This is a genomic window from Paraburkholderia sp. Ac-20336 (genome assembly GCF_017105025.1).
Classification (GTDB): Bacteria; Pseudomonadota; Gammaproteobacteria; order Burkholderiales; family Burkholderiaceae; genus Paraburkholderia.
This window is the reverse complement of the sequence record NZ_JAAGPS010000099.1, coordinates 1-21456: the sequence shown is the minus strand read 5'-3', so window position 1 is coordinate 21456 and position 21456 is coordinate 1. Positions and strand designations below refer to the sequence as shown.

At 63.2% G+C, this 21456-nt stretch carries 17 protein-coding genes; 5 read left to right on the top strand and 12 right to left on the bottom strand.

Going from position 1 to position 21456, the window contains the following annotated elements; translation table 11 throughout:
- Positions 1-23: 23 nt before the first annotated feature.
- From GXB81_RS22955 to uvrB, 3 genes are all read right to left on the bottom strand, one after another.
- Complete coding sequence (locus GXB81_RS22955; RefSeq protein WP_167050369.1) at positions 24-356, bottom strand: cupredoxin domain-containing protein; 333 nt, start codon at positions 354-356, stop codon at positions 24-26.
- Positions 357-514: 158 nt separating this feature from the next.
- Positions 515-1063 (bottom strand): iron transporter, encoded by a 549-nt coding sequence (locus GXB81_RS22950; RefSeq protein WP_167050367.1) that lies wholly within the window; start codon positions 1061-1063, stop codon positions 515-517.
- Positions 1064-1416: 353 nt separating this feature from the next.
- Complete coding sequence (uvrB, locus tag GXB81_RS22945; protein ID WP_167050365.1) at positions 1417-3510, bottom strand: excinuclease ABC subunit UvrB; 2094 nt, start codon at positions 3508-3510, stop codon at positions 1417-1419.
- A 401-nt stretch (positions 3511-3911) separates the two neighbouring features.
- Here uvrB and GXB81_RS22940 point away from each other — a divergent pair, with 401 nt between their 5' ends.
- Complete coding sequence (locus tag GXB81_RS22940) at positions 3912-5111, top strand: amino acid aminotransferase (RefSeq protein WP_167050363.1); 1200 nt, start codon at positions 3912-3914, stop codon at positions 5109-5111.
- A 201-nt stretch (positions 5112-5312) separates the two neighbouring features.
- Here GXB81_RS22940 and GXB81_RS22935 read toward each other — a convergent pair whose 3' ends face one another.
- Complete coding sequence (locus GXB81_RS22935; protein WP_167285577.1) at positions 5313-6545, bottom strand: patatin-like phospholipase family protein; 1233 nt, start codon at positions 6543-6545, stop codon at positions 5313-5315.
- A 10-nt stretch (positions 6546-6555) separates the two neighbouring features.
- Positions 6556-7353, bottom strand: a complete 798-nt coding sequence (locus GXB81_RS22930; RefSeq protein ID WP_167050359.1) for a 3-hydroxybutyrate dehydrogenase — start codon at positions 7351-7353, stop codon at positions 6556-6558.
- A gap of 273 nt (positions 7354-7626) precedes the next feature.
- Between GXB81_RS22930 and GXB81_RS22925 the strand changes: the two genes are divergently transcribed.
- A complete protein-coding gene (locus GXB81_RS22925; RefSeq protein WP_167050358.1) occupies positions 7627-8598 on the top strand; it encodes an aldo/keto reductase in 972 nt (323 codons plus the stop codon).
- A gap of 107 nt (positions 8599-8705) precedes the next feature.
- Positions 8706-9551 carry a 23S rRNA (adenine(2030)-N(6))-methyltransferase RlmJ gene (gene rlmJ / locus GXB81_RS22920; RefSeq protein ID WP_167050356.1) on the top strand — a complete coding sequence of 282 codons (846 nt, stop codon included), beginning with the start codon at positions 8706-8708 and terminating at the stop codon, positions 9549-9551.
- A 183-nt stretch (positions 9552-9734) separates the two neighbouring features.
- On the opposite strand, the gene GXB81_RS22915 is transcribed toward rlmJ, so the two are convergent.
- The 4 genes from GXB81_RS22915 to cueR form a co-directional block, all read right to left on the bottom strand.
- The gene (locus GXB81_RS22915; RefSeq protein WP_205990405.1) at positions 9735-10775 is read right to left on the bottom strand and encodes an ABC transporter substrate-binding protein; all 1041 of its coding nucleotides are present in this window, start codon (positions 10773-10775) and stop codon (positions 9735-9737) included.
- Between the two features lie 282 nt (positions 10776-11057).
- Positions 11058-11408, bottom strand: coding sequence for a hypothetical protein (locus GXB81_RS22910; RefSeq protein ID WP_240159391.1), 351 nt, complete (start codon positions 11406-11408; stop codon positions 11058-11060).
- A gap of 244 nt (positions 11409-11652) precedes the next feature.
- Positions 11653-11799: a DUF3563 family protein gene (locus GXB81_RS22905; RefSeq protein WP_167050352.1), complete on the bottom strand. Its 147-nt coding sequence runs from the start codon at positions 11797-11799 to the stop codon at positions 11653-11655.
- Positions 11800-11983: 184 nt separating this feature from the next.
- Complete coding sequence (cueR, locus tag GXB81_RS22900) at positions 11984-12406, bottom strand: Cu(I)-responsive transcriptional regulator (protein ID WP_205990404.1); 423 nt, start codon at positions 12404-12406, stop codon at positions 11984-11986.
- Positions 12407-12541: 135 nt separating this feature from the next.
- Between cueR and GXB81_RS22895 the strand changes: the two genes are divergently transcribed.
- On the top strand, positions 12542-12745 hold the full coding sequence (locus GXB81_RS22895) for a cation transporter (RefSeq protein ID WP_167050349.1): 204 nt from the start codon (positions 12542-12544) through the stop codon (positions 12743-12745).
- Between the two features lie 11 nt (positions 12746-12756).
- The gene (locus tag GXB81_RS22890) at positions 12757-13686 is read left to right on the top strand and encodes an SDR family oxidoreductase (protein WP_167050347.1); all 930 of its coding nucleotides are present in this window, start codon (positions 12757-12759) and stop codon (positions 13684-13686) included.
- A 285-nt stretch (positions 13687-13971) separates the two neighbouring features.
- Here GXB81_RS22890 and GXB81_RS22885 read toward each other — a convergent pair whose 3' ends face one another.
- From GXB81_RS22885 to imuA, 3 genes are read right to left on the bottom strand one after another with little or no spacing between them, the layout of a single operon-like run.
- A complete protein-coding gene (locus GXB81_RS22885) occupies positions 13972-17721 on the bottom strand; it encodes an error-prone DNA polymerase (RefSeq protein WP_205990403.1) in 3750 nt (1249 codons plus the stop codon).
- Between the two features lie 5 nt (positions 17722-17726).
- A complete protein-coding gene (locus tag GXB81_RS22880) occupies positions 17727-19499 on the bottom strand; it encodes a DNA polymerase Y family protein (RefSeq protein ID WP_205990402.1) in 1773 nt (590 codons plus the stop codon).
- The gene (gene imuA, locus GXB81_RS22875; RefSeq protein WP_205990401.1) at positions 19399-20235 is read right to left on the bottom strand and encodes a translesion DNA synthesis-associated protein ImuA; all 837 of its coding nucleotides are present in this window, start codon (positions 20233-20235) and stop codon (positions 19399-19401) included. Before imuA ends, GXB81_RS22880 begins: the two co-directional genes overlap by 101 nt.
- Between the last annotated feature and the right edge of the window lie 1221 nt (positions 20236-21456).

Sequence of the window (21456 nt, the reverse complement as noted above, 5' to 3'; positions counted from 1 at the left end):
GCGCGCGCGTGCGAGGCCACTGCTTACTTCGCGACGATCACGCCCTGCGCCTGCTGGTGGAAATCGTCGAAAAACTTGTATTCGCCCGGTTCGAGCGGCGCAATCACGACGAACGAATCGGCGCCCGGCGCCAATACCTTCTCCTTGCGCAACTGCACGCTTTCGAATTCGGCCGCGCCCTTGCCGGTGTTGCGCACCTCGATCTTGATGCGCTGCCCCGCCGGCACTTCGATGCGCGCCGGGTTCAGCTTGCCGTCGCTCATTTCGAGCTTAAAGGTCGGCAGGTCGGCTGCGTGAGCCGCGCCCGCCAGCCAGAACGTCGCCGCGAGCATCGCAATCTTTCGGTTGATTCCCATGAGCCTTTCCGGAAAACACGGCACGCCGACCCCGGCTACCACACCGGACGCCGGCGCGCCGTCTGCTGCATTCACCGAGCCGCCCCGACCGTCGCGCGACCGTGCGTTCAGGCACGGCGACGCGATCCTCGGCGCGGCTCGCGGTCGCTTCGCGGCAATTAATAGCCGCCCTTCTTGCCGATGCCGGCGAAGGTGAAGTCATAGTCGAGCGTGAACGGCTTGAACCACGGACCCACGCCGGTTTCCTTGTCGACGTGGCGGCCGAACGCCGTATGGCCCATCTGCATCGGCGGTTCGACGATCAGCTTCAGGTGGTACTTGCCCGGGCCTTGCAGCTTGACGTTGTCGCCGTAGTGCGGACCGTCGTTTGCGACCATCGGCATCAGGTCGCCCTTCAGCGGCTGGTTCGAGCCGGCCTTCGTCAGTTCGTAATGCACCTGCAGATACGGCATCCAGTCGCCTTCGGCGAAGCCGGTCGGATTGTTCTTGACCGCATGGATGTCGGCCTCGAGGTGGACATCCGAGTCCGATGCCTTGCGCATCATGCCTTCGGGTTCCATCGTGATCGGCTGCAGGTAGACCGCACCGATTTCCATGCCGCCCTGGATCTGTTGCTTGCCGATCGGGTATTCCGCAGCCGATACCGAGAGCGCCGCGACAGCGGCCGCCACGGCTACGCCGCCACGTGCAAATGAAGAAATCCGCATTGAAACTCCTTGTTTTTATCAGACTGGAATCGAATCCATTGGAACAGTGCGCGCAAGCCAGATGTAAATTTAAATGCGAACCATTCTCAATATTGGTCGAGTTTATCATCTATCCCCGGGGAGAACAAACGCGAACGCACGCCAGGCCTTGTGCCGTCAGGGTCTTAAGGCAGATTTAAGGGAACGGGTGCTGGCGGCGGAAATGGGGAGCGATAATGAAACCGGGGTACACCGGCGATGGCGCCGGCCCGGATGCCATGCATTGCGCGGCTGCGGGAGCGCGGGCGAGTCGCTCGCGGGCGGGTGCAATGAACGGGGCGCGGCGTATGGTCGCGCCCCGGATGAACTGCGCGTCAGTCGACGCCGGACACATGATCGCCGACGTTCGCGCCGAACACGCGCTGGCGCAGCAATGCCAACTGGTCGCGGGTCTGCGCGGCCTTCTCGAATTCGAGATTCTTCGCGTGCTCCATCATCTGCTTTTCGAGGCGCTTGATCTCCTTGGCAAGCTGCTTCTCCGACATGTCCTCGAATTTCGCGCGCGTTTGTTGCTCTTTCAACTCGGCGCGCGCTTCGTCGACGTTGTACACGCCGTCGATGATGTCGCGAATCCGCTTGACCACGCCGCGCGGCGTGATGCCGTTCTCGACGTTGAACGCGATCTGCTTCGCGCGCCGCCGCTCGGTTTCGTCGATCGCGCGGCGCATCGAGTCGGTGATCTTGTCCGCGTAGAGAATCGCCTTGCCGTTCACGTTGCGCGCCGCCCGGCCGATCGTCTGGATCAGCGAGCGCTCGGCGCGCAGGAAGCCTTCCTTGTCCGCGTCGAGAATCGCGACGAGCGACACCTCGGGAATATCAAGCCCTTCGCGCAACAGGTTGATCCCGACCAGCACGTCGAATGCGCCGAGCCGCAGATCGCGGATGATCTCGACGCGCTCGACCGTGTCGATGTCGCTGTGCAGATAGCGCACCTTGATGCCGTGATCGGCCAGAAACTCGGTGAGCTGCTCGGCCATGCGCTTGGTCAGCACCGTGACGAGCACGCGATCGCCAACCTTGATGCGCTCGTTGATCTCGCCGAGCACGTCGTCGACCTGGCTGCGCGCCGGCCGCACCTCGATCTCGGGATCGACGAGCCCGGTCGGGCGCACGAGCTGTTCGGCGACCTGGCCGGCTGTCTTCTTCTCATAGTCGGCCGGCGTCGCCGACACGAACACGACCTGGCGCATCTTGCGCTCGAACTCGTTGAACTTGAGCGGCCGGTTGTCGAGCGCGGACGGCAGCCGGAACCCGTAGTCGACGAGATTTTCCTTGCGCGCGCGGTCACCGTTGTACATGCCGTTCAGCTGGCCGATCAGCACGTGCGATTCGTCGAGCATCATGATCGCGTCGGGCGGCAGATAGTCGACGAGCGTCGGCGGCGGCTCGCCGGGCGCCGCGCCCGAGAAGTGCCGCGAGTAGTTCTCGATGCCCTTGCAGAAACCGAGTTCCTGGAGCATTTCGAGGTCGAAGCGGGTGCGCTGTTCGAGCCGCTGCGCCTCGACGAGCTTGCCGTCGCCATAGAAGAATTCGAGCCGTTCGCGCAACTCGGCCTTGATCGTCTCGACCGCGCGCAGCACGGTGTCGCGCGGCGTCACGTAATGCGACGACGGATACACGGTGAAGCGCGGAATTTTCTGCCGCACGCGGCCGGTGAGCGGATCGAACAGCTGCAGCGTTTCGACTTCGTCGTCGAACAGTTCGACGCGCACGGCCATCTCGGCGTGCTCGGCCGGGAAAATATCGATCGTGTCGCCGCGCACGCGGAACGAGCCGCGCTGGAAGTCGGCTTCGTTGCGGCTGTACTGCATCGCGATCAGCCGCGCGATGATGTCGCGCTGGCCGAGCCGGTCGCCGGTGCGCAACGTGAGAATCATCTGGTGATATTCGGACGGGTTGCCGATACCGTAGATGGCCGAGACGGTCGCGACGATCACGACGTCGCGCCGCTCCATCAGGCTCTTGGTCGCCGACAGCCGCATCTGCTCGATATGCTCGTTGATCGACGAATCTTTCTCGATGAACAGGTCGCGCTGCGGCACGTACGCTTCCGGCTGGTAGTAATCGTAGTACGAGACGAAATACTCGACCGCGTTGTGCGGGAAGAACTCGCGGAACTCCGAATAGAGCTGCGCGGCGAGCGTCTTGTTCGGCGCGAACACGATGGCCGGGCGGCCGAGCCGCGCGATCGTGTTCGCCATCGTGAAAGTCTTGCCGGAGCCGGTCACGCCAAGCAGCGTCTGGAACGCGAGACCGTCCTCGACGCCTTCGACGAGCGTGTCGATGGCCGTGGGCTGGTCGCCGGCGGGCGGATAGGGCTGGTAAAGCCGGAACGGCGAGCCTTCGAACGAGACAAATTTCGATTCGTCGAGCGTGTCTTCGGCTTCAGTCAGATGGTGTTCGGACATGGGGACGGCACCGGGCCTTGGAGCAAAGAACCATTCTAACGGGTTGCGGGAAGCGGGGATCGGGCGCGGTTACGCAGAACAGGCGCCGGGCTCCCTCTTCGCCAAACGGGATCTGCGCGGATTGCCCGCTGCCACACGTGGCCCCGTCGTGCCTGTTTTTCAAGCAAATAATTGCCGGTTGCCCGCCTTGGCGGACGAAAAACGCGGCCGGATTCGTTACAATGCGAAGTTGCGCTCGCTCGCCGCTGCCCGATGGACCGGCCTCGTTTTGCGTGTTTCTCCGTGCGTTTCGCCGCGTGTTTCGCCAGATTCCCGCCAAACGCCCGAAACGCCGCCGACGCCCGAAGCCAGGCCGCCCGCGCGCGACGCCGCCCTCTTTTCACTACTGCTGCCCATCCATCATGTCTCTGTTCTCCGCCGTCGAACTTGCTCCCCGCGACCCGATCCTGGGCCTGAACGAAGCCTTCAACGCCGATGCGCGCGCCACCAAGGTCAACCTCGGGGTGGGCGTGTACTTCAATGAAGAAGGCAAGATTCCGCTGCTGCGCGCCGTGCGCGACGCGGAAAAGGCCCGCGTCGAAGCCGCGCTGCCGCGCGGTTATCTGCCGATCGAAGGTATCGCCGCCTACGATGCGGCCGTGCAAAAGCTGCTGCTCGGCAACGATTCGCCGCTGATCGCAGCGGGCCGCGTCGTCACGGCGCAGGCGCTGGGCGGCACGGGCGCGCTGAAGATCGGCGCGGACTTCCTCAAGCGCGTGAATCCGGCCAGCAAGGTCGCGATCAGCGATCCGAGCTGGGAAAACCACCGCGCGCTGTTCGAAGGCGCGGGCTTCGTCGTCGAATCGTATCCGTACTACGACGCGCAAACGCACGGCGTAAACTTCGACGGCATGCTGAGCGCGCTGAACGGCTACGCGGCCGGCACCATCGTCGTGCTGCACGCGTGCTGCCACAACCCGACCGGCGTCGACCTGAGCGTCGAGCAGTGGAAGCAGGTGGTCGAAGTCGTCAAGGCGCGCAACCTCGTGCCGTTCCTCGACATCGCCTACCAGGGCTTCGGCGACGGCATCGAAGCCGACGCGGCAGCCGTGCGCCTCTTCGCGGCAGCGGAACTGAACGTGTTCGTGTCGTCGTCGTTCTCGAAGTCGTTCTCGCTGTACGGCGAGCGCGTCGGCGCACTGTCGATCATCACGGCCAGCCAGGAAGAATCGGCCCGCGTGCTGTCGCAACTGAAGCGCGTGATCCGCACGAACTACTCGAACCCGCCGACGCACGGCGGCTCGATAGTCGCGGCGGTTCTGGCATCGGCCGAACTGCGCGCCACGTGGGAAGCCGAACTGGGCGAAATGCGCGAGCGCATCCGCGCAATGCGCAACGGCCTCGTCGAGCGCCTGAAGGCAGCCGGCGTCGACCGCGACTTCGGCTTCGTGAACGCGCAACGCGGCATGTTCTCGTACTCGGGTCTGACGGCACCGCAAGTGGACCGTCTGCGCGAAGAATTCGGCATCTACGCGGTGAGCACGGGCCGCATCTGCGTGGCTGCGCTCAACACGCGTAATCTCGACGTGGTCGCCAACGCGATTGCTCACGTGCTGAAGTAAGGCATTGCGCGGCGCGGACCTTGGCCGCGCTGTATTTGATTGCGCTGGATGGCAGACGCCAATGAAAACGGCGCCCTTTTTGAAAAGGGCGCCGTTTTTTTTATTGCCTGAGTAAAGGTAGCGCTGGCGCCAATGGTAGCGCTGGCGCCAATGCTTCGGCTCTTTCGGCAACAACCCCACCAGCGCGAACTCGATACAAACTCAGCGCGAATCCCGATGGATGTCGTGGGTCACGAACCCCGCATCGTTGTCCGGCATCTCGAGCCAATCGGGCTGCTCGAGGGAATGGCGAATATCTTCGAGGCCGCTTTGCCAGTGCTCGCGCATCGTCGACAGGCCGAACTGGAAGTCCTTGTAGTGGCCTTCGTATTCCTTGTGCCGGTAAATCAGGTGGATCACGTTGTAGCGCTTCGAGCACGACAGATCTTCGGCCAGCTTGCACCACGGATCGTCGCGCTGCTCGACGGGCACGCGGTCCAGCACCTCGCGCAGCACATGCCGGAAGCGCTGCGAACGCTGCACCATGTCGGTCACGAGACGCGTGCGGCTCGAATACTGGATGTCTTTCATGCGCCCCTGTACGTCGGAGAGACTGTCCGGCACCGGCCCGATCGCGCTCCACAGATCGACCTGAAACGCAAGCGTGTCGCGGCGCGGCGTGGATTGCATCACCTCGTAGAGCGGCGTATTTGACATCAGCCCGCCGTCCCAATAGTACTGACCGTCGATCTCGACTGCAGCGAAGCCCGGCGGCAACGCACCCGACGCCATGAAATGCTCGGGCCGCAGCGTCGTATGCGTATTGTCGAAATACTCGAAGTTGCCCGTGCCGCAATTGACCGCGCCCACCGACACACGTATCTCGCCCGAATTGATGCGGTCGAAATCGCATAGCGATTCGAGCGTGGCTTTCAGCGGCGTGGTGTCGTAGTAGCTGGCCATTTGCGGCGGCCCGGACACCGTGGGCAACGGCGGCGGAAAGCGCGGCACGAAAAAGCCCCGCTGCCCTTCGACGATCGCGCTCATCGCCTGCGCCGCCGTGAATGCCTTGCGTACGGCTTCGCTGGAATTGAAAAACGCGTGTTCGACGAAAGCCGGCACCGGCGGCCCGAAGGCCGGCTGGCAGATCGTTTCCCAGAATTGCAGCAACCGCTCGACGCGCTTTTCCGGCGGATTGCCCGCAATGATCGCCGTATTCAAGGCGCCGATCGAAATGCCCGCCAGCCAGTTGGGCTCGATGCCGGCCTCGTAAAGTCCCTGGAAAACGCCCGCCTGATAGGCGCCCAGCGCGCCGCCGCCTTGCAGCATCAGCGCGACGGTTTCGTAGTTAGGCAAGTGGAGATGCCGGCGCGGGTGCGTGGCCGGCGCCGGACCGGCGCCCTCCCCGTCGCCGGACACGCCCACGCGCGCCCGCTTGAGATTGCGTTGCGCCATGGGCCTCTCCTTATTGCATGTACCAGCCGTGACTCACGATGAAGGACTGGCCCGTCAGCGCGGCCGTCGGGAACGTGGACAGGAACAGCACCGTCTGCGCGACGTCTTCGACCGTCGTGAAAATGCCGTCGACCGTGCCGCCCAGCATCACGCGCTTGATCACGTCTTCCTCGCTGATGCCGAGTTCCTTTGCCTGTTCGGGAATCTGCTTGTCGACCAGCGGCGTGCGCACGAAGCCCGGACATACCACGTGCGAGCGCACGTTGTGCTTGGCGCCTTCCTTGGCGAGCACGCGCGAGAGGCCGAGCAGCGCGTGCTTGGCCGTCACGTAGGCGGACTTCAGCGGCGAGGCTTCATGCGAATGAACCGAACCCATGTAGATCACGATGCCGCCGCGATCGTCCTTGTACATGTGCTTGAGCGCCGCTTTGGTGGTCAGGAACGCGCCGTCAACGTGAATCGCCTGCATCTTCTTCCAGTCCGAAAACGAGTAGTTTTCGATCGGATTGACGATCTGGATGCCGGCATTGGAGATGAGGATGTCGATCGAGCCGAATTCCGCTGCAACCTTGTCGATGCCCTGGTTGACCGCCTCTTCGTTCGTGACGTCCATCGCCACGCCGATTGCCTTGCCGCCGCCCGCCCTGATTTCTTCAGCCACGGCGTTCGCGCCGTCCTGGTTCAGGTCGGCGATCGCGACCGCCGCGCCCGAGGCGGACAGAGTCAGCGCGATCTGCTTGCCGATGCCGCTTGCCGCGCCGGTAACCACAGCGACCTTGCCATTCAGATTCGTGTTCAGAGACGACATCCGGAACCTCCATGCAGTTGATGAGCAATGAGACCACAAGGCCGCATGCGGCGTGAAGTCAGCCAAACGGCATAGACCGTTCGGCCGATGCTGCATTGCGGCCAACTTTGCTATTGTGCATGAACCCCGTGAATTCCAGAGGTAAAACACACATCGAGCCGTATCTCTTTAAACTGGACGGCTTCGGACTCAATCCCGGCCTGCGTTTCGGGCTCGACTCACGCCTCAATTTTCACGCCTCAATTTTCGTGCATCACCAACAAGGAGAGAGACATGAATTTCCGACGTCTGGGCCGCTCAGGCCTGCAAGTCAGCGAGCTGTCCATCGGCTCGTGGGTCACCTACGGCAACCAGGTCGATCATCGCGCCGCGCGCGAATCGCTTGCCGCGGCGCGTGACGCCGGCGTCAATTTCTTCGACAACGCCGAGGTCTATGCCGGCGGCAAATCCGAGGAAATCATGGGCCACGCGCTGAAGGAACTGGCGTGGCCGCGCGTGAGCTACGTGGTGTCGACGAAATTCTTCTGGGGTCTGACGGAAGCGCCGAACCAGTACCACACGCTGAACCGCAAGTACCTGATGAACGCGATCGACAGTTCGCTCAAGCGCCTGCAGCTCGATTATGTCGATCTCGTGTTCTGCCATCGTCCCGACCCGAACACGCCGATCGAGGAAACGGTCTGGGCGATGAGCGACATGATCGCGCGCGGCAAGGCGCAGTACTGGGGCACCTCCGAATGGAGCGCCGAAGAAATCCGCGCCGCGTATGAAATCGCCGAGCGGCATCATCTGCACAAGCCGGTCATGGAACAGCCGCAATACAACCTGTTTCACCGCAAGCGCGTCGAGCAGGAATACAAACGGCTTTACGAAGACATCGGCCTTGGTCTCACCACCTGGAGCCCGCTCGCGTCCGGCCTGCTCACCGGCAAATATCGCGCTGGAATACCCACCGACAGCCGCGCGCAGTTGCAAGGTTACGACTGGCTGCGCAACCAGCTCACCGACCCGGGCAAGAACAACGTGGTCGGTCAGTTGGGAGCGGTGGCCGACGAACTCGGCTGCACGGTCGGTCAGCTCGCGATCGCATGGATTCTGAAGAATCCGCATGTCAGCACGGTAATCACGGGTGCGTCGCGGGTCGAGCAGATCGGCGAAAACATGAAATCGGCCGAAGTGGCCGAGCGCATGACGCCGGAGATCAAGCAGCGGATCGAGGAGATCATCGGCGACGCGCACGAGTGAGCCGCGCAGCAAGCGGATAACCGGCGGCGCGCGCTCGCGTACAATACGCGGCCGCGCGCCACTGTCTCCGCTCCGGCCGGCACGTCCTCTTTCAGCGTCCTCTCATCATGCTCAGTTACCGCCACGCCTTCCATGCCGGCAATCACGCCGACGTTCTGAAACACGCCGTCGTGTTGCAGCTATTGCGCTACCTCGGCCAGAAGGACAAAGCCTACTGGTATATCGACACGCATGCGGGCGCCGGCGTTTACTCGCTGAAGGAAGGCTACGCGACCAAGACCGGCGAGTTCCAGACCGGCATCGCAAAACTGTGGGAACGCAACGATCTGCCGTCGCTCTTCGCCGAATACGTCGACGAAGTAAGCGCGCTCAATGCCGACGGCCAGTTGCGCTTCTATCCAGGCTCGCCGTACATCGCATGGCGGCAGTTGCGCGAACAGGACCGCATGCGCCTGTTCGAACTGCACACGACTGAAATCGACGTGCTGCGCCATAACTTCCGCGACGCGGGACGCCGCGCGATGCTCTACGCGGGCGACGGCTTCGACGGCATCCTCGCGTTGCTGCCGCCGGCGCCGCGCCGCGCGCTGGTGCTGCTCGATCCGTCATATGAGGACAAGCGCGATTACAGTCGCACGCTGCGCTGTGTCGAGGAAAGCCTGAAGCGCTTTCCGACCGGCACCTATGCGGTCTGGTATCCGCAGGTGAAGCGCCCGGAATCGCAGCGCTTTCCCGATCAGCTGAAGCAATTGCAAAAGGACAACTGGCTGCACGTCAGCCTGACCGTCAGCAATCCGCCCGCGGATGGCTTCGGACTTTTCGGCAGCGGCATGTTTATCCTGAACCCGCCGTACACGCTCGCGAAAATGCTCAAGGAGCAGATGCCGTGGCTCGTCAAGACGCTCGGCGAAGACAAGGCCGCAACGTTCAAGGTCGAATATCGGGGCAATTAGGCGGCACACGAGCGATCACCGAACGCTCTCGACACCACAACATCGGCTCGCGCAAGCCGATCGCACCGATGTTGTTGTCGCAGACATCAGCCGCGCGCTCCCCCGCTTCTCCGCCGGCTGTTCGTGCATCTCGCACATCCCGGCTCACGCCGGCATCACACGCAACGGCATGACTTCTTTGGCTCACTTCAACTGCGCGGCCGCCTTGCTCGCGAAGTCGTTCGTATAGGTCGCGCCCAGGTCGATCTTTTTCGGATCGAGCCGGTTGTCGAATGACGACAGCGCGCGCAGAGAGGTCGCCGGACCGTCCGCGGGCATCAGGCCATCGGGCGAGTACGCGTCGCGCACGTTGTGAAAGGCCTCCAGGTAGAGCGCCGGATCGCCGAGCAGATAGGCCTGCGGCACCATCTTCAGCAGATCGGCGTCGCTCGCGGTCTGCAGCCAGTGGTTCGCGCGCACGACCGCATTGGTCAGCGCCTGCGTCGTCTTCGGATTCTTCTGAATGAAGCTCTCCGGCGCGTAAAGCGTCGCCGCCGGCATCGTTCCGCCGAACACTGCCTGCGTCCCCTTCACCGTGCGCGTGTTGACCAGCACCTTGATCGCGCCGCTGCGCGTCAACTTGGTCATCATCGGATCGACATTCGACAGCGCATCGATCTGCCCGCTACCCACCGCGGCCAACACCGTCGCACCGCTGCCGACGCCGATCGCCGAGATATCGCTGCGCTGCACGCCGGCCTTGCGCAACGCCACGGTAAGCACGAGATCCGTCGACGACCCCGGCGCGCTCACGCCGACCTTCGCGCCCTTGAAGTCCGCGAGCGATCTGATCCGATCCGCCTTCGACTTCACCACACCGATGACGATCTGCGGCGCGCGGCCCATCAAGGCAAACGCGCGATAGTGCTGTCCCTTCGCCTGCATGAAGAGCGTGTGCTCGAACGCGCCCGCGCCGACGTCGGCACTGCCGCCCACCACGGCTTCCAGCGCTTTCGAGCCGCCCGCGAAGTCCTCGAGCGTGACGTCCAGGCCTTCGTCCTTGAAGTAGCCGAGCTGCTGCGCGGCAAGCACCGGCAGATAGTAAAGACCGGGCAAGCCGCCGACGGCCATCGTCAGCGTGGGTTTTTCAGGCGTGTCCTTGGCGAGCGCGGCGCCGGACAACCCGGCGAGCGCGAGCAGCATGACGCAGGCGCGTATGGCGCGCCGCATCCAGTGAATCGGCATGTTGACGTCTCCTTGTTCCGTTTTCCGTTCGAAGCGGCGACGCGACGCAAATGCCGCAACCGGGCCGCCAGCGACAAAGCGCGCAACGATTGTCGTCGGACGGTTTCTCGTACGCCATGCGCCCAAACCCCAATGCGGAATCGGCCGGGGTGCGAGGCGGCCCATAGGCGGAAGACGTGGAGACGCTCGATCCGATGCAGCGGGCAAGGATCCCAGCGAGGTGCAACGGAACTGAAAAAGCCGATGGCGAAGATACCGGGCCGCCGCCCTTCTATGCCACCCTCATTGCGAAGGCGCTACCGGGCGCGGCATCGGTCTCGGCGGAACGCCGCCGCCCGCCGGCAACGGGATATATGGCGCGACCACGATCGGCGGCGACGCTTCCTGCGGCAGCTCGACAGGAGCCGCAATCGGCGGCGCGGCGACAATCGGGTGCCGCGAAAGCGGCGCGCTCATCAGCACACTCCCGCTCTGGCCGTCGTTGATACCGCTCAGCGAGTCGAGAATCACCGGCTTGCGGGCACTGTCGGACACGGCGAACGCGCCCGGCGCGGCGCAGACGGTTGTCAGCGCCGTCACCATAACCGCAGCGAGGCGGAATTTGAAGGGTTCGAGCGAGCGGACAGAGAGCATGGGCGGCCCCGTTGGTTATGAATGCCCGGTTGCGCAAAAAGCGCCCTACCTTACCTCGGCGCAGGTTGCGAAGCTAGTCGAGAGTCGCCACGACTGGCGTTCCGGCGTCGCCGGCTTCAAACCTGCCGGAAAAGCGGTCAATTTCCAGGGCCCAGATGTGACAAAGCCCCGTTTCGACGGGGCTTGATGCTGTGCTGCTATGGCCGTGCACGCTGCACCGCCGGGCCCAACTCGAAGCTGAAACTTACCGCGAATAGCCGTTGGTTTCGATCGAGCGGATGCGCTGTTCGAGCTGGACGATATCCGACGACGATGCCAGGTAGGCCTCACGGCTATTACGTTCCGCAGATTCCAACCAGGTGTTCAGCTTTTCAAGCAGGTATGCAAACATGATGTTCTCCAAGGATCAGATCGAATCCCCGGTGATCGGACATCAGGGATTTCCCGCTAAAGGGTTAACCCTAATTATAACCCGATGCCCTGAGTCGGACAGTGAAATGCCTACATGAGGTGCATTCCGTTCCGGAATGGTGCACATCCTTGGTGCAATCAGGTTCCACCTTTCCCCGCAACGGCTACAGCGAATGACATCCCTGCCCCGACACCAGATCGGTGTCAGCGAGGCGCTCGATGATCGGACAGTCGGGCCGGTCGTCGCCGTGGCAATGATCGGCCAGATGCGCAAGGGTGTCGCGCATGTCGGTCAGCTCGGCGATGCGGCGGTCGAGGTCCGCGACATGCTCGAGCGCGATCCGCTTCACTTCGGCGCTCGCGCGCGAACGATCGCGCCATAGCGCGAGGAGCTGCCGAATGTCTTCGACGAGAAAGCCGAGCCGGCGCGCCTGGCGGATAAAGCGCAGCGAATGCACTTCCTGCGGACCGTATACGCGATAACCGGCGCTCGTGCGCGCCTTGGCCGTCAACAGGCCGACGCTTTCGTAATAGCGGATCATTTTTGCGGTGACGCCCGACGCGCGGGCCGCTTCGCCAATATTCATGACTGTTTCCCCATGCTCTGGATCAGGTTCGAATCGATCCTACACCTTCCCATGATGGGAAGGTCAGCCACTCAAATACGGATCGGCAGGCATAATTCAGCCATTCGCCATTCTGATTTCGCCGAGGACCCCGCCATGACAATCGAACTCCACGTAGAAGGCATGAGCTGCCAGCATTGTGTCGCTGCCGTCACGAACGCGATCCGCGAACACGACGCCGCCGCGCAGGTTCAGGTGGATCTCGTGGCCGGGCGCGTGGTCGTGGAATCGGCGCAATCCGTCGATGCGCTGAAGGCCGCGATCGACGAGGCCGGCTACACGGTCACGTCGGCTCGCTAAGGGAGCGGATCGTGTTCAAGGTTGCCGTTATCGGCGGCTCCGGGCTGCTCGGCCGCGCGCTCGTCGACGAACTGGCGCGGCAGGACGACTGGCAGGTCGTCGCCACCGCGTTCAGCCGGCCGTCGCCGCAAATGGCCGCGCTCGATGTTCGCGACGCGCAGGCGGTCGAACGCTTCATCGAGCGCACGGCGCCGGATGCCGTTGTGATTGCCGCCGCGGAGCGCCGCCCCGACATCTGCGAGCGCGACCCGGCGCTGGCCCGCGCGCTGAACGTCGATGCCGTGCGCATCGTTGCCGCGGCGGCAGGCCGGTGCGGCGCATGGACCCTGTCGATCTCGACCGACTACGTGTTCGACGGCACAGAGCCGCCGTATCGGCACGACAGCGCGCCCGCGCCGCTCAACGCTTACGGGCACAGCAAGCTCGAAGGCGAACGCGCACTGACCGGAACGACCGGGCGCGGCTGCGTGCTGCGCTTGCCGCTGCTCTATGGGCCAATCGTCGGCTGGTCGGAATCGGCGGTGACGAGCCTCGTGCCGGCGATCACCGCCTCGGCCGCCGCCGCTGGCGAGCCCGCCACGATGGACGCCTGGGCGATCCGCTACCCCACGTTCACGCCGGACGTCGCGTTCGTGATCCGGCAGATGCTCGCACTGCATGCGCGCGGAGAGACGGTCTCCGGCATCGTCCAATGGTCGGGGGACGAGCCCATGACCAAATACGAGATCGCCGTGCGTATCGCCGAAGCGCTGCAACTCGATGCGCGCCTGACGCCTCAGCACACGCCAACCGATTCGACGCCTCGCCCGCATAACTGCCATCTGGCGTCGAGCCGTCTCGAAGCGCTCGGTATCGGCCGGCGCACGCCGTTCGATACGGCGATCCGCGAGGTCCTGGCTGCGTTTCCGTGGCAAGGCGCTATGCCGTCGCGGCTGAATTGACGCCACGCAACGGGGTTTGCTGGTTTGTCCGGCTCAAGGCCGCCGCTGTGATCGGACGCGTTGGCCGCGGGGCTGTGCTGCTGGGGCTGTGCTTCTGGCGCATATACATCGCATTTGCCCAAGTGCGTTGTGTAGCGCACGGCTGACCGGCATTCAACTGCATCGCGCAAACGAAAGGATTCACGAGCGCACGGCAAGCGTCGCTCGCCTGCTGGCTGCCGATGCAGGATTCGCCGGCCGTGCCGCGCGTCCGCTCATCACCCGCCACCCGCCCGCTACCGGGCCTCAATGAAAATCGCGGCTCGTCGTGGCGAGTTCGCCGAGCCATTCGCTGTAATCCTCGAGACGATGGGCAACGAGATGGACCACCTCGCCCTTCTGTTTGCGACCGGCAAGCCGCCGCGCCTCGCCGCTGCGGCTTGCCTCGCCCGTACCACTTTCGCCGCTTTCGCCACTTGTGGGGCCGCCTGTGCTATTTGCCTCATTTCCCGCCCACGCCCGATTGCGCCGGTCCGCACTCGCCGCACGCTCTCCCTGACTCGCGCGGTCTCCTCTCTCGCCCCCGGTACTCACCCCATCATCGCGCTGCAAAACCCCATAGACCGCGAGCAACGATGAACCGAGCAACGCCTTGCGCTGCTTTTCAACCAGCGACGGCCACACGATCACATTAATCGAGCCGGTTTCGTCCTCGATCGACACGAACACCGTGCCGTTCGCCGTGCCCGGCCGCTGTCTCACGGTGACGATGCCGCACGCCCGCGCCATTGTGCCGTGCCGGCACGCGGCGAGTTCGGCCGCCGTGCGAAACTTCTGCCGCGCGAGACGCGCCCGCAACAACGCCAGCGGATGGCGATTGAGCGTGAGACCGAAGCTCGCATAATCGTCGACGATCTCGCGATGCTCGCTGGCGCGCGGCAACGCGAGCGGCGCTTCGGCGATCGGCGCGTCGCGCAGCAGCTTCGGCACCGCGTGCTGCGCGGTCACGGCCCACCACGCTTCGCGCCGATGACCGGCGATACCGACAAGCGCATTCGCCACGGCCAGCGCTTCGAGATCGCGCCGCGTCAAGGCCGCGCGACGCGCGAGATCGTCGACGTCAACCAACGGCGCATCGCGGCGGGCCGCCATGATGCGTTCGGCGGCGTCCCGCGCGAGCCCCTTGATCAGATGCATACCGAGACGCACCGCGGGACCGCGCGAACCATACGTGCTCGCTGGTTTGAACACGCGCGCGGTCAACCGCCGCGCGGCACGCCGGATCGTGCGGCTCACCTTCAGGTGCGGCAAGGACAGATTGCGCAATTGCTGTGCGGCCAGCACGGCATGTTGACGATGCAGACGCGTCTCGTCAGCGGCAATCCGCCGTCCTTCGGCATGGCGCCGCTCGAAGGTCGATTCCCAGTCGCTCAGCGTCACGTCGGGCGGCAATACCTTGACGCCGTGACGCCTCGCGTCCTGCACGAGTTGCGACGGCGAATAGAAACCCAGCGGCTGGCTGTTCAGCAGACCGGCCAGAAAAGCGGCCGGCTCGTAGCGCTTCAGCCATGCGCTCAGATAAACGAGCAGCGCGAAACTCGCCGCATGGCTCTCCGGAAAACCGTATTCGCCGAAGCCCTCGATCTGTTTGCAGATGCGCTCGATAAATGCCTGCTCGTAGCCGCGCGCCAGCATGCGGTCCGTCAGATCCTTCTGATACTTCGCGAGATTACCGCTGCGCCGCCATGCGGCCATCGCGCGCCGCAACTGGTCGGCCTGCTCGCCCGTGTATTTCGCCGCCACCATCGCCAGATGCATCACCTGCTCCTGGAAAATCGGCACGCCGAGCGTGCGTTCGAGCACCGGCCGCAACTCGTCCTTGGCGTAATCGATCGGCTCGAGCCCCTGCTTGCGACGCAGATAAGGATGCACCATGCCGCCCTGGATCGGCCCGGGCCGCACGATCGCCACTTCGATCACGAGGTCGTAGTACTTGTCCGGTTTCAGACGCGGCAGCATGCTTTGCTGCGCGCGCGATTCGATCTGGAACACGCCGATCGTGTCGGCATGGCCGCACATCTCGTAGACGGCACGATCCTCGCGCGGAATGTCCTGCATCCGGAACCGCGGCAACCCACGCCGCAACGCGACGAATTCGAGCGCGCGCCGGATGGCCGAGAGCATGCCGAGCGCCAGCACGTCGACTTTCAGCAGCTTGAGCGCATCGATGTCGTCCTTGTCCCACTCGATCACGCTGCGCTCTTTCATCGACGCATTTTCTATCGGCACGAGCCGCGACAGCCGGTCTTTCGCGATCACGAAGCCGCCCACGTGCTGCGACAGATGCCGCGGAAAATTGCGCAACTCCTGAGTCAGCCGGATCAGGTTCCGCGTGATGTGCGATCGGGCATCGAAGCCCGCTTCGGCCAGATAGGCGGCCACCGCGCCCGGGCCATCCCACCATTGCTGCGACTTGCTGATCCGCTCGATCAGCGAGGCTTCGAGACCCAGCGCCTTGCCGACGTCTTTCAGCGCGCTGCGCGAGCGGTACGTAATCAGCGACGCGGTCAGCGCCGCGCGATGGCGGCCGTACTTCGCATAGATGTACTGGATCACTTCCTCGCGCCGCTGATGCTCGAAGTCGACGTCGATGTCGGGCGGCTCGTTGCGGGCGCGCGAGATGAATCGCTCGATCAGCATGTTCATGCTGACGGGATCGATTTCGGTGACATGCAGGCAGTAGCACACGATCGAGTTCGCCGCCGAGCCTCGCCCCTGGCACAGGATGTTGCGCGAGCGCGCGAAGCTCACGATATCGTGCACGGTCAGAAAATACTTTTCGTATTTCAGATCGGCGATCAGACCCAGCTCCTTCTCGATCTGCTGAATCCGCTTCAGGTCCATGCCGCCCGGCCAGCGCTCCATCGCGCCGGCCATGACGAGCTTGCGCAGATAGCTCGACGGCGATTCGTCGGCGGGCACCAGTTCTTCGGGATATTCGTATTGCAGTTCCTCGAGCGAGAAGCGGCATAACGCGGCAATGCGCAGCGTTTCTTCGAGCGTCTCGCGCGGATACAGCTTGCCCAAACGCACGCGCGTGCGCAGGTGCCGCTCCGCATTGGCTTCTAGCGCGTGACCGCAGGCTGAGAGGGGCGTGCCGAGACCGATCGCGGTCATCGTGTCCTGCAACGGCTTACGCGAACGCACATGCATCAGCGTGCCTCCCGCGGCCACGAGCGGCAAACCGCTGTCTTGTGAAATCATCCGCAAGGCGTCGAGTTGCAGATCATCGCTGCCGGTTTGCCACAGTTCGAGCGCAATCCATGCACGCTGCGCCGCGAACGACGCGAGCCAATGCGCGCAACGCAGCGTATGCGAGAGCGTCGCCGCGCGCTGCGGCACGAGCAGCAGCACACAATCGGGCAAGCCGCGCAGGTGTTCGAGATGCGGCAGCATCTCGGTGAAGTCTTCCGGACCGATGCGATAGCAACCCTTGTCCGCACGCGAACGCGCGAGCGTGATCAGTTCGGAAAGATTGCCGTAGCCGTTGCGATTGAGTGCGAGCGCCACCAGGGTGCAGAAGGGTTGGCCTTCGGCATCGGTCAGATTGAATTCGCTGCCGATGATCAGGTGGGGGATCGGCTTTAGGGGTTCGTCCTTCGGGGGTTCGTCCTTCGGGGGTTCGTCCTTCGGGGGTTCGTCCTTCGGAAGCTGTTTTTTCTCATGCTTTGTCGCAGCCGTTGCGACGGTGATCTCCTCCGGCGCCGCCGCCCGCATCGCCTGCTGCGCTTTTGCCTCGCGCTCTTTCCGTTCGCGCACCTGCGTCTCTTCGAGTTCTTTCACGGCCGTGTACGCGCGCACGACGCCTGCCAGCGAACATTCGTCGGTAATGGCAAGTGCGCGATAGCCGAGCGACATCGCCCGCTCGACAAGCTCGTGCGGATGCGAAGCCCCCCGCAGGAACGAGAAGTTGCTCAGGCAATGCAGCTCCGCATACGGCGGCAAATGCGCCGCGAACGTCGGCTGCGAAGGCAAGGACGGCGCGGAAGTCGTCATCGCATTCAACCGAACAGGCCCTGCAGATACCACTCGCCTTTGCGCTTGCGATACACCCAGAACAGGTGGCCGCGATCGTCAGCTGCGATGTAGTAATCGCGCTCGACGAGATCGCCGTCCCACCACCCGGCTTCGATCCGCTCGGTGCGCGTGAGCATGGTCAGCGGCCGGCGATAGATCGGCCGCTGGTCGCGCACCATCAGACGCAGCGGCTGGTCGAGCATCCAGAGCGGACGAGGCTGTGCGGGTAGCGCGCAGTCGGGGAGATCGAGCGAAGCCTGGACGTTGCCGGGTTGGGCGGCGAATGCGGGTGTGCTTTGGGAGGAAGCCGATACGGATAGTGCCGGGGTTGCCGGATCAGCTTGCACTGGCGTTGCGCCGCCCTCGCGTGCTTCTTCAAGCGCGGCATTGCGCAGTTCATCGGTCAGCCAGGTTTGATCCGCCCTGGCTTTGACGCGGCTCTTCGACGGCATGCGCTGTCTGCGTGAAAACGCTTGCGACTGATAGGCTTCCACGCGTGTTGCCCGCTCCGGCCGATGATCGTCCTGCTGCGACAACTGCAGCACGTTCTCAGGCCCGAGGCGCGCGCTCAGACGTTCGAGCAAGCGCGCGAGAGAATCGCCATCCGACTCGGGCATTGAAAACAGCGTGTCCGACCGTCCCGCATGATCGACGATCTGCTCCGCCACCAGCTTCAGTTCGATGACCGGTGCCGCCAGCACCGTCTGGTTCAGCTTTTCCCGCAACAGCCAGATCAGATGCTCGGCATCGCGCGACGGAATGGCCCACGCAACCTTCAGGCTCGATGTTTTCGGCGCGTGACGCGACGCCAGCTCATGCTCGAGCAGCAACGTATAGCCGCTCAGCGCCGCATGATGCGCACTGAGCCAGCCGGCCAGCTGCACGATCAACCGGCGCGCGGCGAACAGCAACGCATCGGCGTTATCGACTCGCGACGGCAATTCCAGTTGCGCATGAAACGACGCCGGCGCGCGAAACGATTCGCGCGGATCGGCACGCATGCCATATGCCTGTGCGAGCAGCTCCAGAACGCCACCGCCGAAACGCCGCACAATGCCCGCTCTCGGCAAGCGGCGCAAATCGGCGAGCGTCGCGCAGCCGACATGCGCGAACGCATCGCGATGCTCCTGTGAAACCGGCAGCAGCGCGACGGACAAACGATCGAGCACGCGCGCGAGCGACGCTTCCTTGAGCACATGCCAGCGACGTCCCTGCCGGCACGCACGCGCCTGCGCCAATAACCACGCCCCCCAGGCGGTCGGCGCACACGCGATGCGCGCCGTATAGCCGAATTCCGCTACCGTGCCCGATACGCGCGACAACAACGCGCGCAGGCCACCGAACAGGCGCAAGCCGGAACCAACTTCGAGCAGCAGTGTATGCACAGCGGCAAGCGACACTTTGGGCGTGTAGCTCAGCAAGGCGAGCGCGATCGCTTCGAATGCCTGGGTTACGCGGGCTGGATCGGCGGCAAGCAGTGTCAACCCCGGCGCCAGCGCCAACGCATACGAGCGCGAATGCCCCGCCTGCACACCGGCGCGCCATGCGTTGAGATCGGGCATCAGGATGTGCGCGTGATCGGCCAGCGCATAACAGCTGCGCGTTTCCGCGTTCGGGTCCGCGGCAGCTTGAGGTTGGCTCGCGCCGTTGCACGGATCACGCCGATTCGGTTTCGCGAGCGAACCAGCCGGAAGCAGCGTGAACGGCTTCACCGCTTCCAGCGGCAACAGCGGTAAGGTGACGGCGATCCACAACATGTTTGACCTCCGGGCGTTGATGGCTGCCCTCGTTTTTCGGCAACACAATGCTTTGTAAAGGCAGAATGAGGCGCAAAGGCTCGGCGAGCGGCGGTCCGCGACGCTTGAAGATATCGATCGACATACCGATCTCGTGCAACCACTGACGACGATTGATCGTCTGCGCGTTGGCCGGCAAAAGCGGTTCACAGATCATCCGCAAAGGCGCCGGCGACGATTGCGCAGCCGCTTCCGCAGGACGGATCAGAAATGCCAGCGCCGCCGACTCCTGAGCTGCCACTTGCAAACGCCGGACCTTGTCGGCGCGCGCATTCTGCAGCCACACGAACACCGCGCCGATACCGCTCTGTTTCAGTACCTGAGTGGCAGCCCAAAGCGCCTGATCTTCCGTCGAGCGCACCCATAGGACACGCCTGATATCGACGCCCCAAGTCTTTAGTGCCGCGACACAAGGCTGATACGGCGGCGCCACGAGCATGACGTGCTGCTCGGCCTGTTGTGTCAGATGCCGAAGCACATGAGCCAGCAAACGCATCTCACCCACTCCGCAATGCTCGATCAACAACTCCGTCAGCCCGCCCGCCGACCAGCCTTGCCCCGGCAGTAGCCGGTCCAGCTCGGCATAGCCGCTGGAGACGACGAGCGAGTCCGGGCCGGCAAGCGCATTGCCTTGCCATACCTGACGCCGTAATTGCGACGACAGCGTGGTCGTCGCTAGCTGAATTGCTGCTGCCATAGACACGCTCTTTACTCGGGGATACTCCGCCTCTTCCTGGCATAGATGCATCGCCGCCCTGATCGATATGCATCGCCGCCCTGATCGATATGCATCGACGTTGTTGGCGGCAACGAACAGACAGAAAATTCTGGCTTTTGCATATAAATCGTGTCGATATGCAATCAATTCCTCGCAACAAGGGGTGGGAGGGAGACGATCTAGCACCCTGGAATACTGTATATTTATACAGCATTCCAGGGTGGATGTTAAGAGCTGAGGTTGCGGCGAGAAGAGCGATGGTGCGTGGGTCAGCTTCGTTGAACTCAAGCGTGCTGAGTTCGTCAACTTCAGACAATTGTCCCGACAAACTGCATGAACGACGCGATCAAACGAGATGAATTGAAAATAATCAGGTATGCAGATTATTTAGATCGATACATCAATAGGCGAGAATTTGGCATTTACACAACCCGGAAGCTCAAGTAACGCAAAGCATCCGACGGCGTCGAAACATTGGGAACTGATTTGCTAAAAACAGATGTGGATCAAAGAAAAATAGCACTTCGACGCCCAAGGTGCACATGACTAACCAGACGACCGGGCACAATAATGAAAACACACTGAGCTACTGAGAAATACCGCTCTGTATCGTGGCAAATCACGGCAAAACCTTCGAATCAGCTTCCAGCACGAGAGGTATGCGTCTCGCAAATTCTTCTGGTCTATAAAGAGCGGTGCGAGGTTGGGCTAAGAAAGGTATCGCAATTGATATTGATACCGGTCTCGATTGCATGTGTAGATGAATCGATATTGGCATCATGCGTCCGGAATCCTCGTCGAGGTCCTTGCTACCCTGAAGGGGTGAATCGTCGTGTGTTACCGGCTCATCAGCCAGGACGACGAATTCATCAGGATTAAGCGCTGACCGGTTACGCGGACGCACAGCGGGCTGGGCAGCACTGAAGACTGCGCGACAGGGGATTGTGGAGAACGGGCGGCATGACGCGGCCGGTACGTTGCCGCACGGGAAGTACCGGTGTCCACACGGGAGTCACGCATGGCCCCGGCCTGCCGCACCGGCGTGGGATGAGCGTGGTGTGGGGAGGGACAGGGAGGAATCGGGCCGTAAACGGCCGGACCCCGGCACTCAGAGTGAGAAGCCGGGGTCCGTGTTACAGCATGAGGAGCCTGACGATTACCTACTTTCACACGGGCAATCCGCACTATCATCGGCGTGGA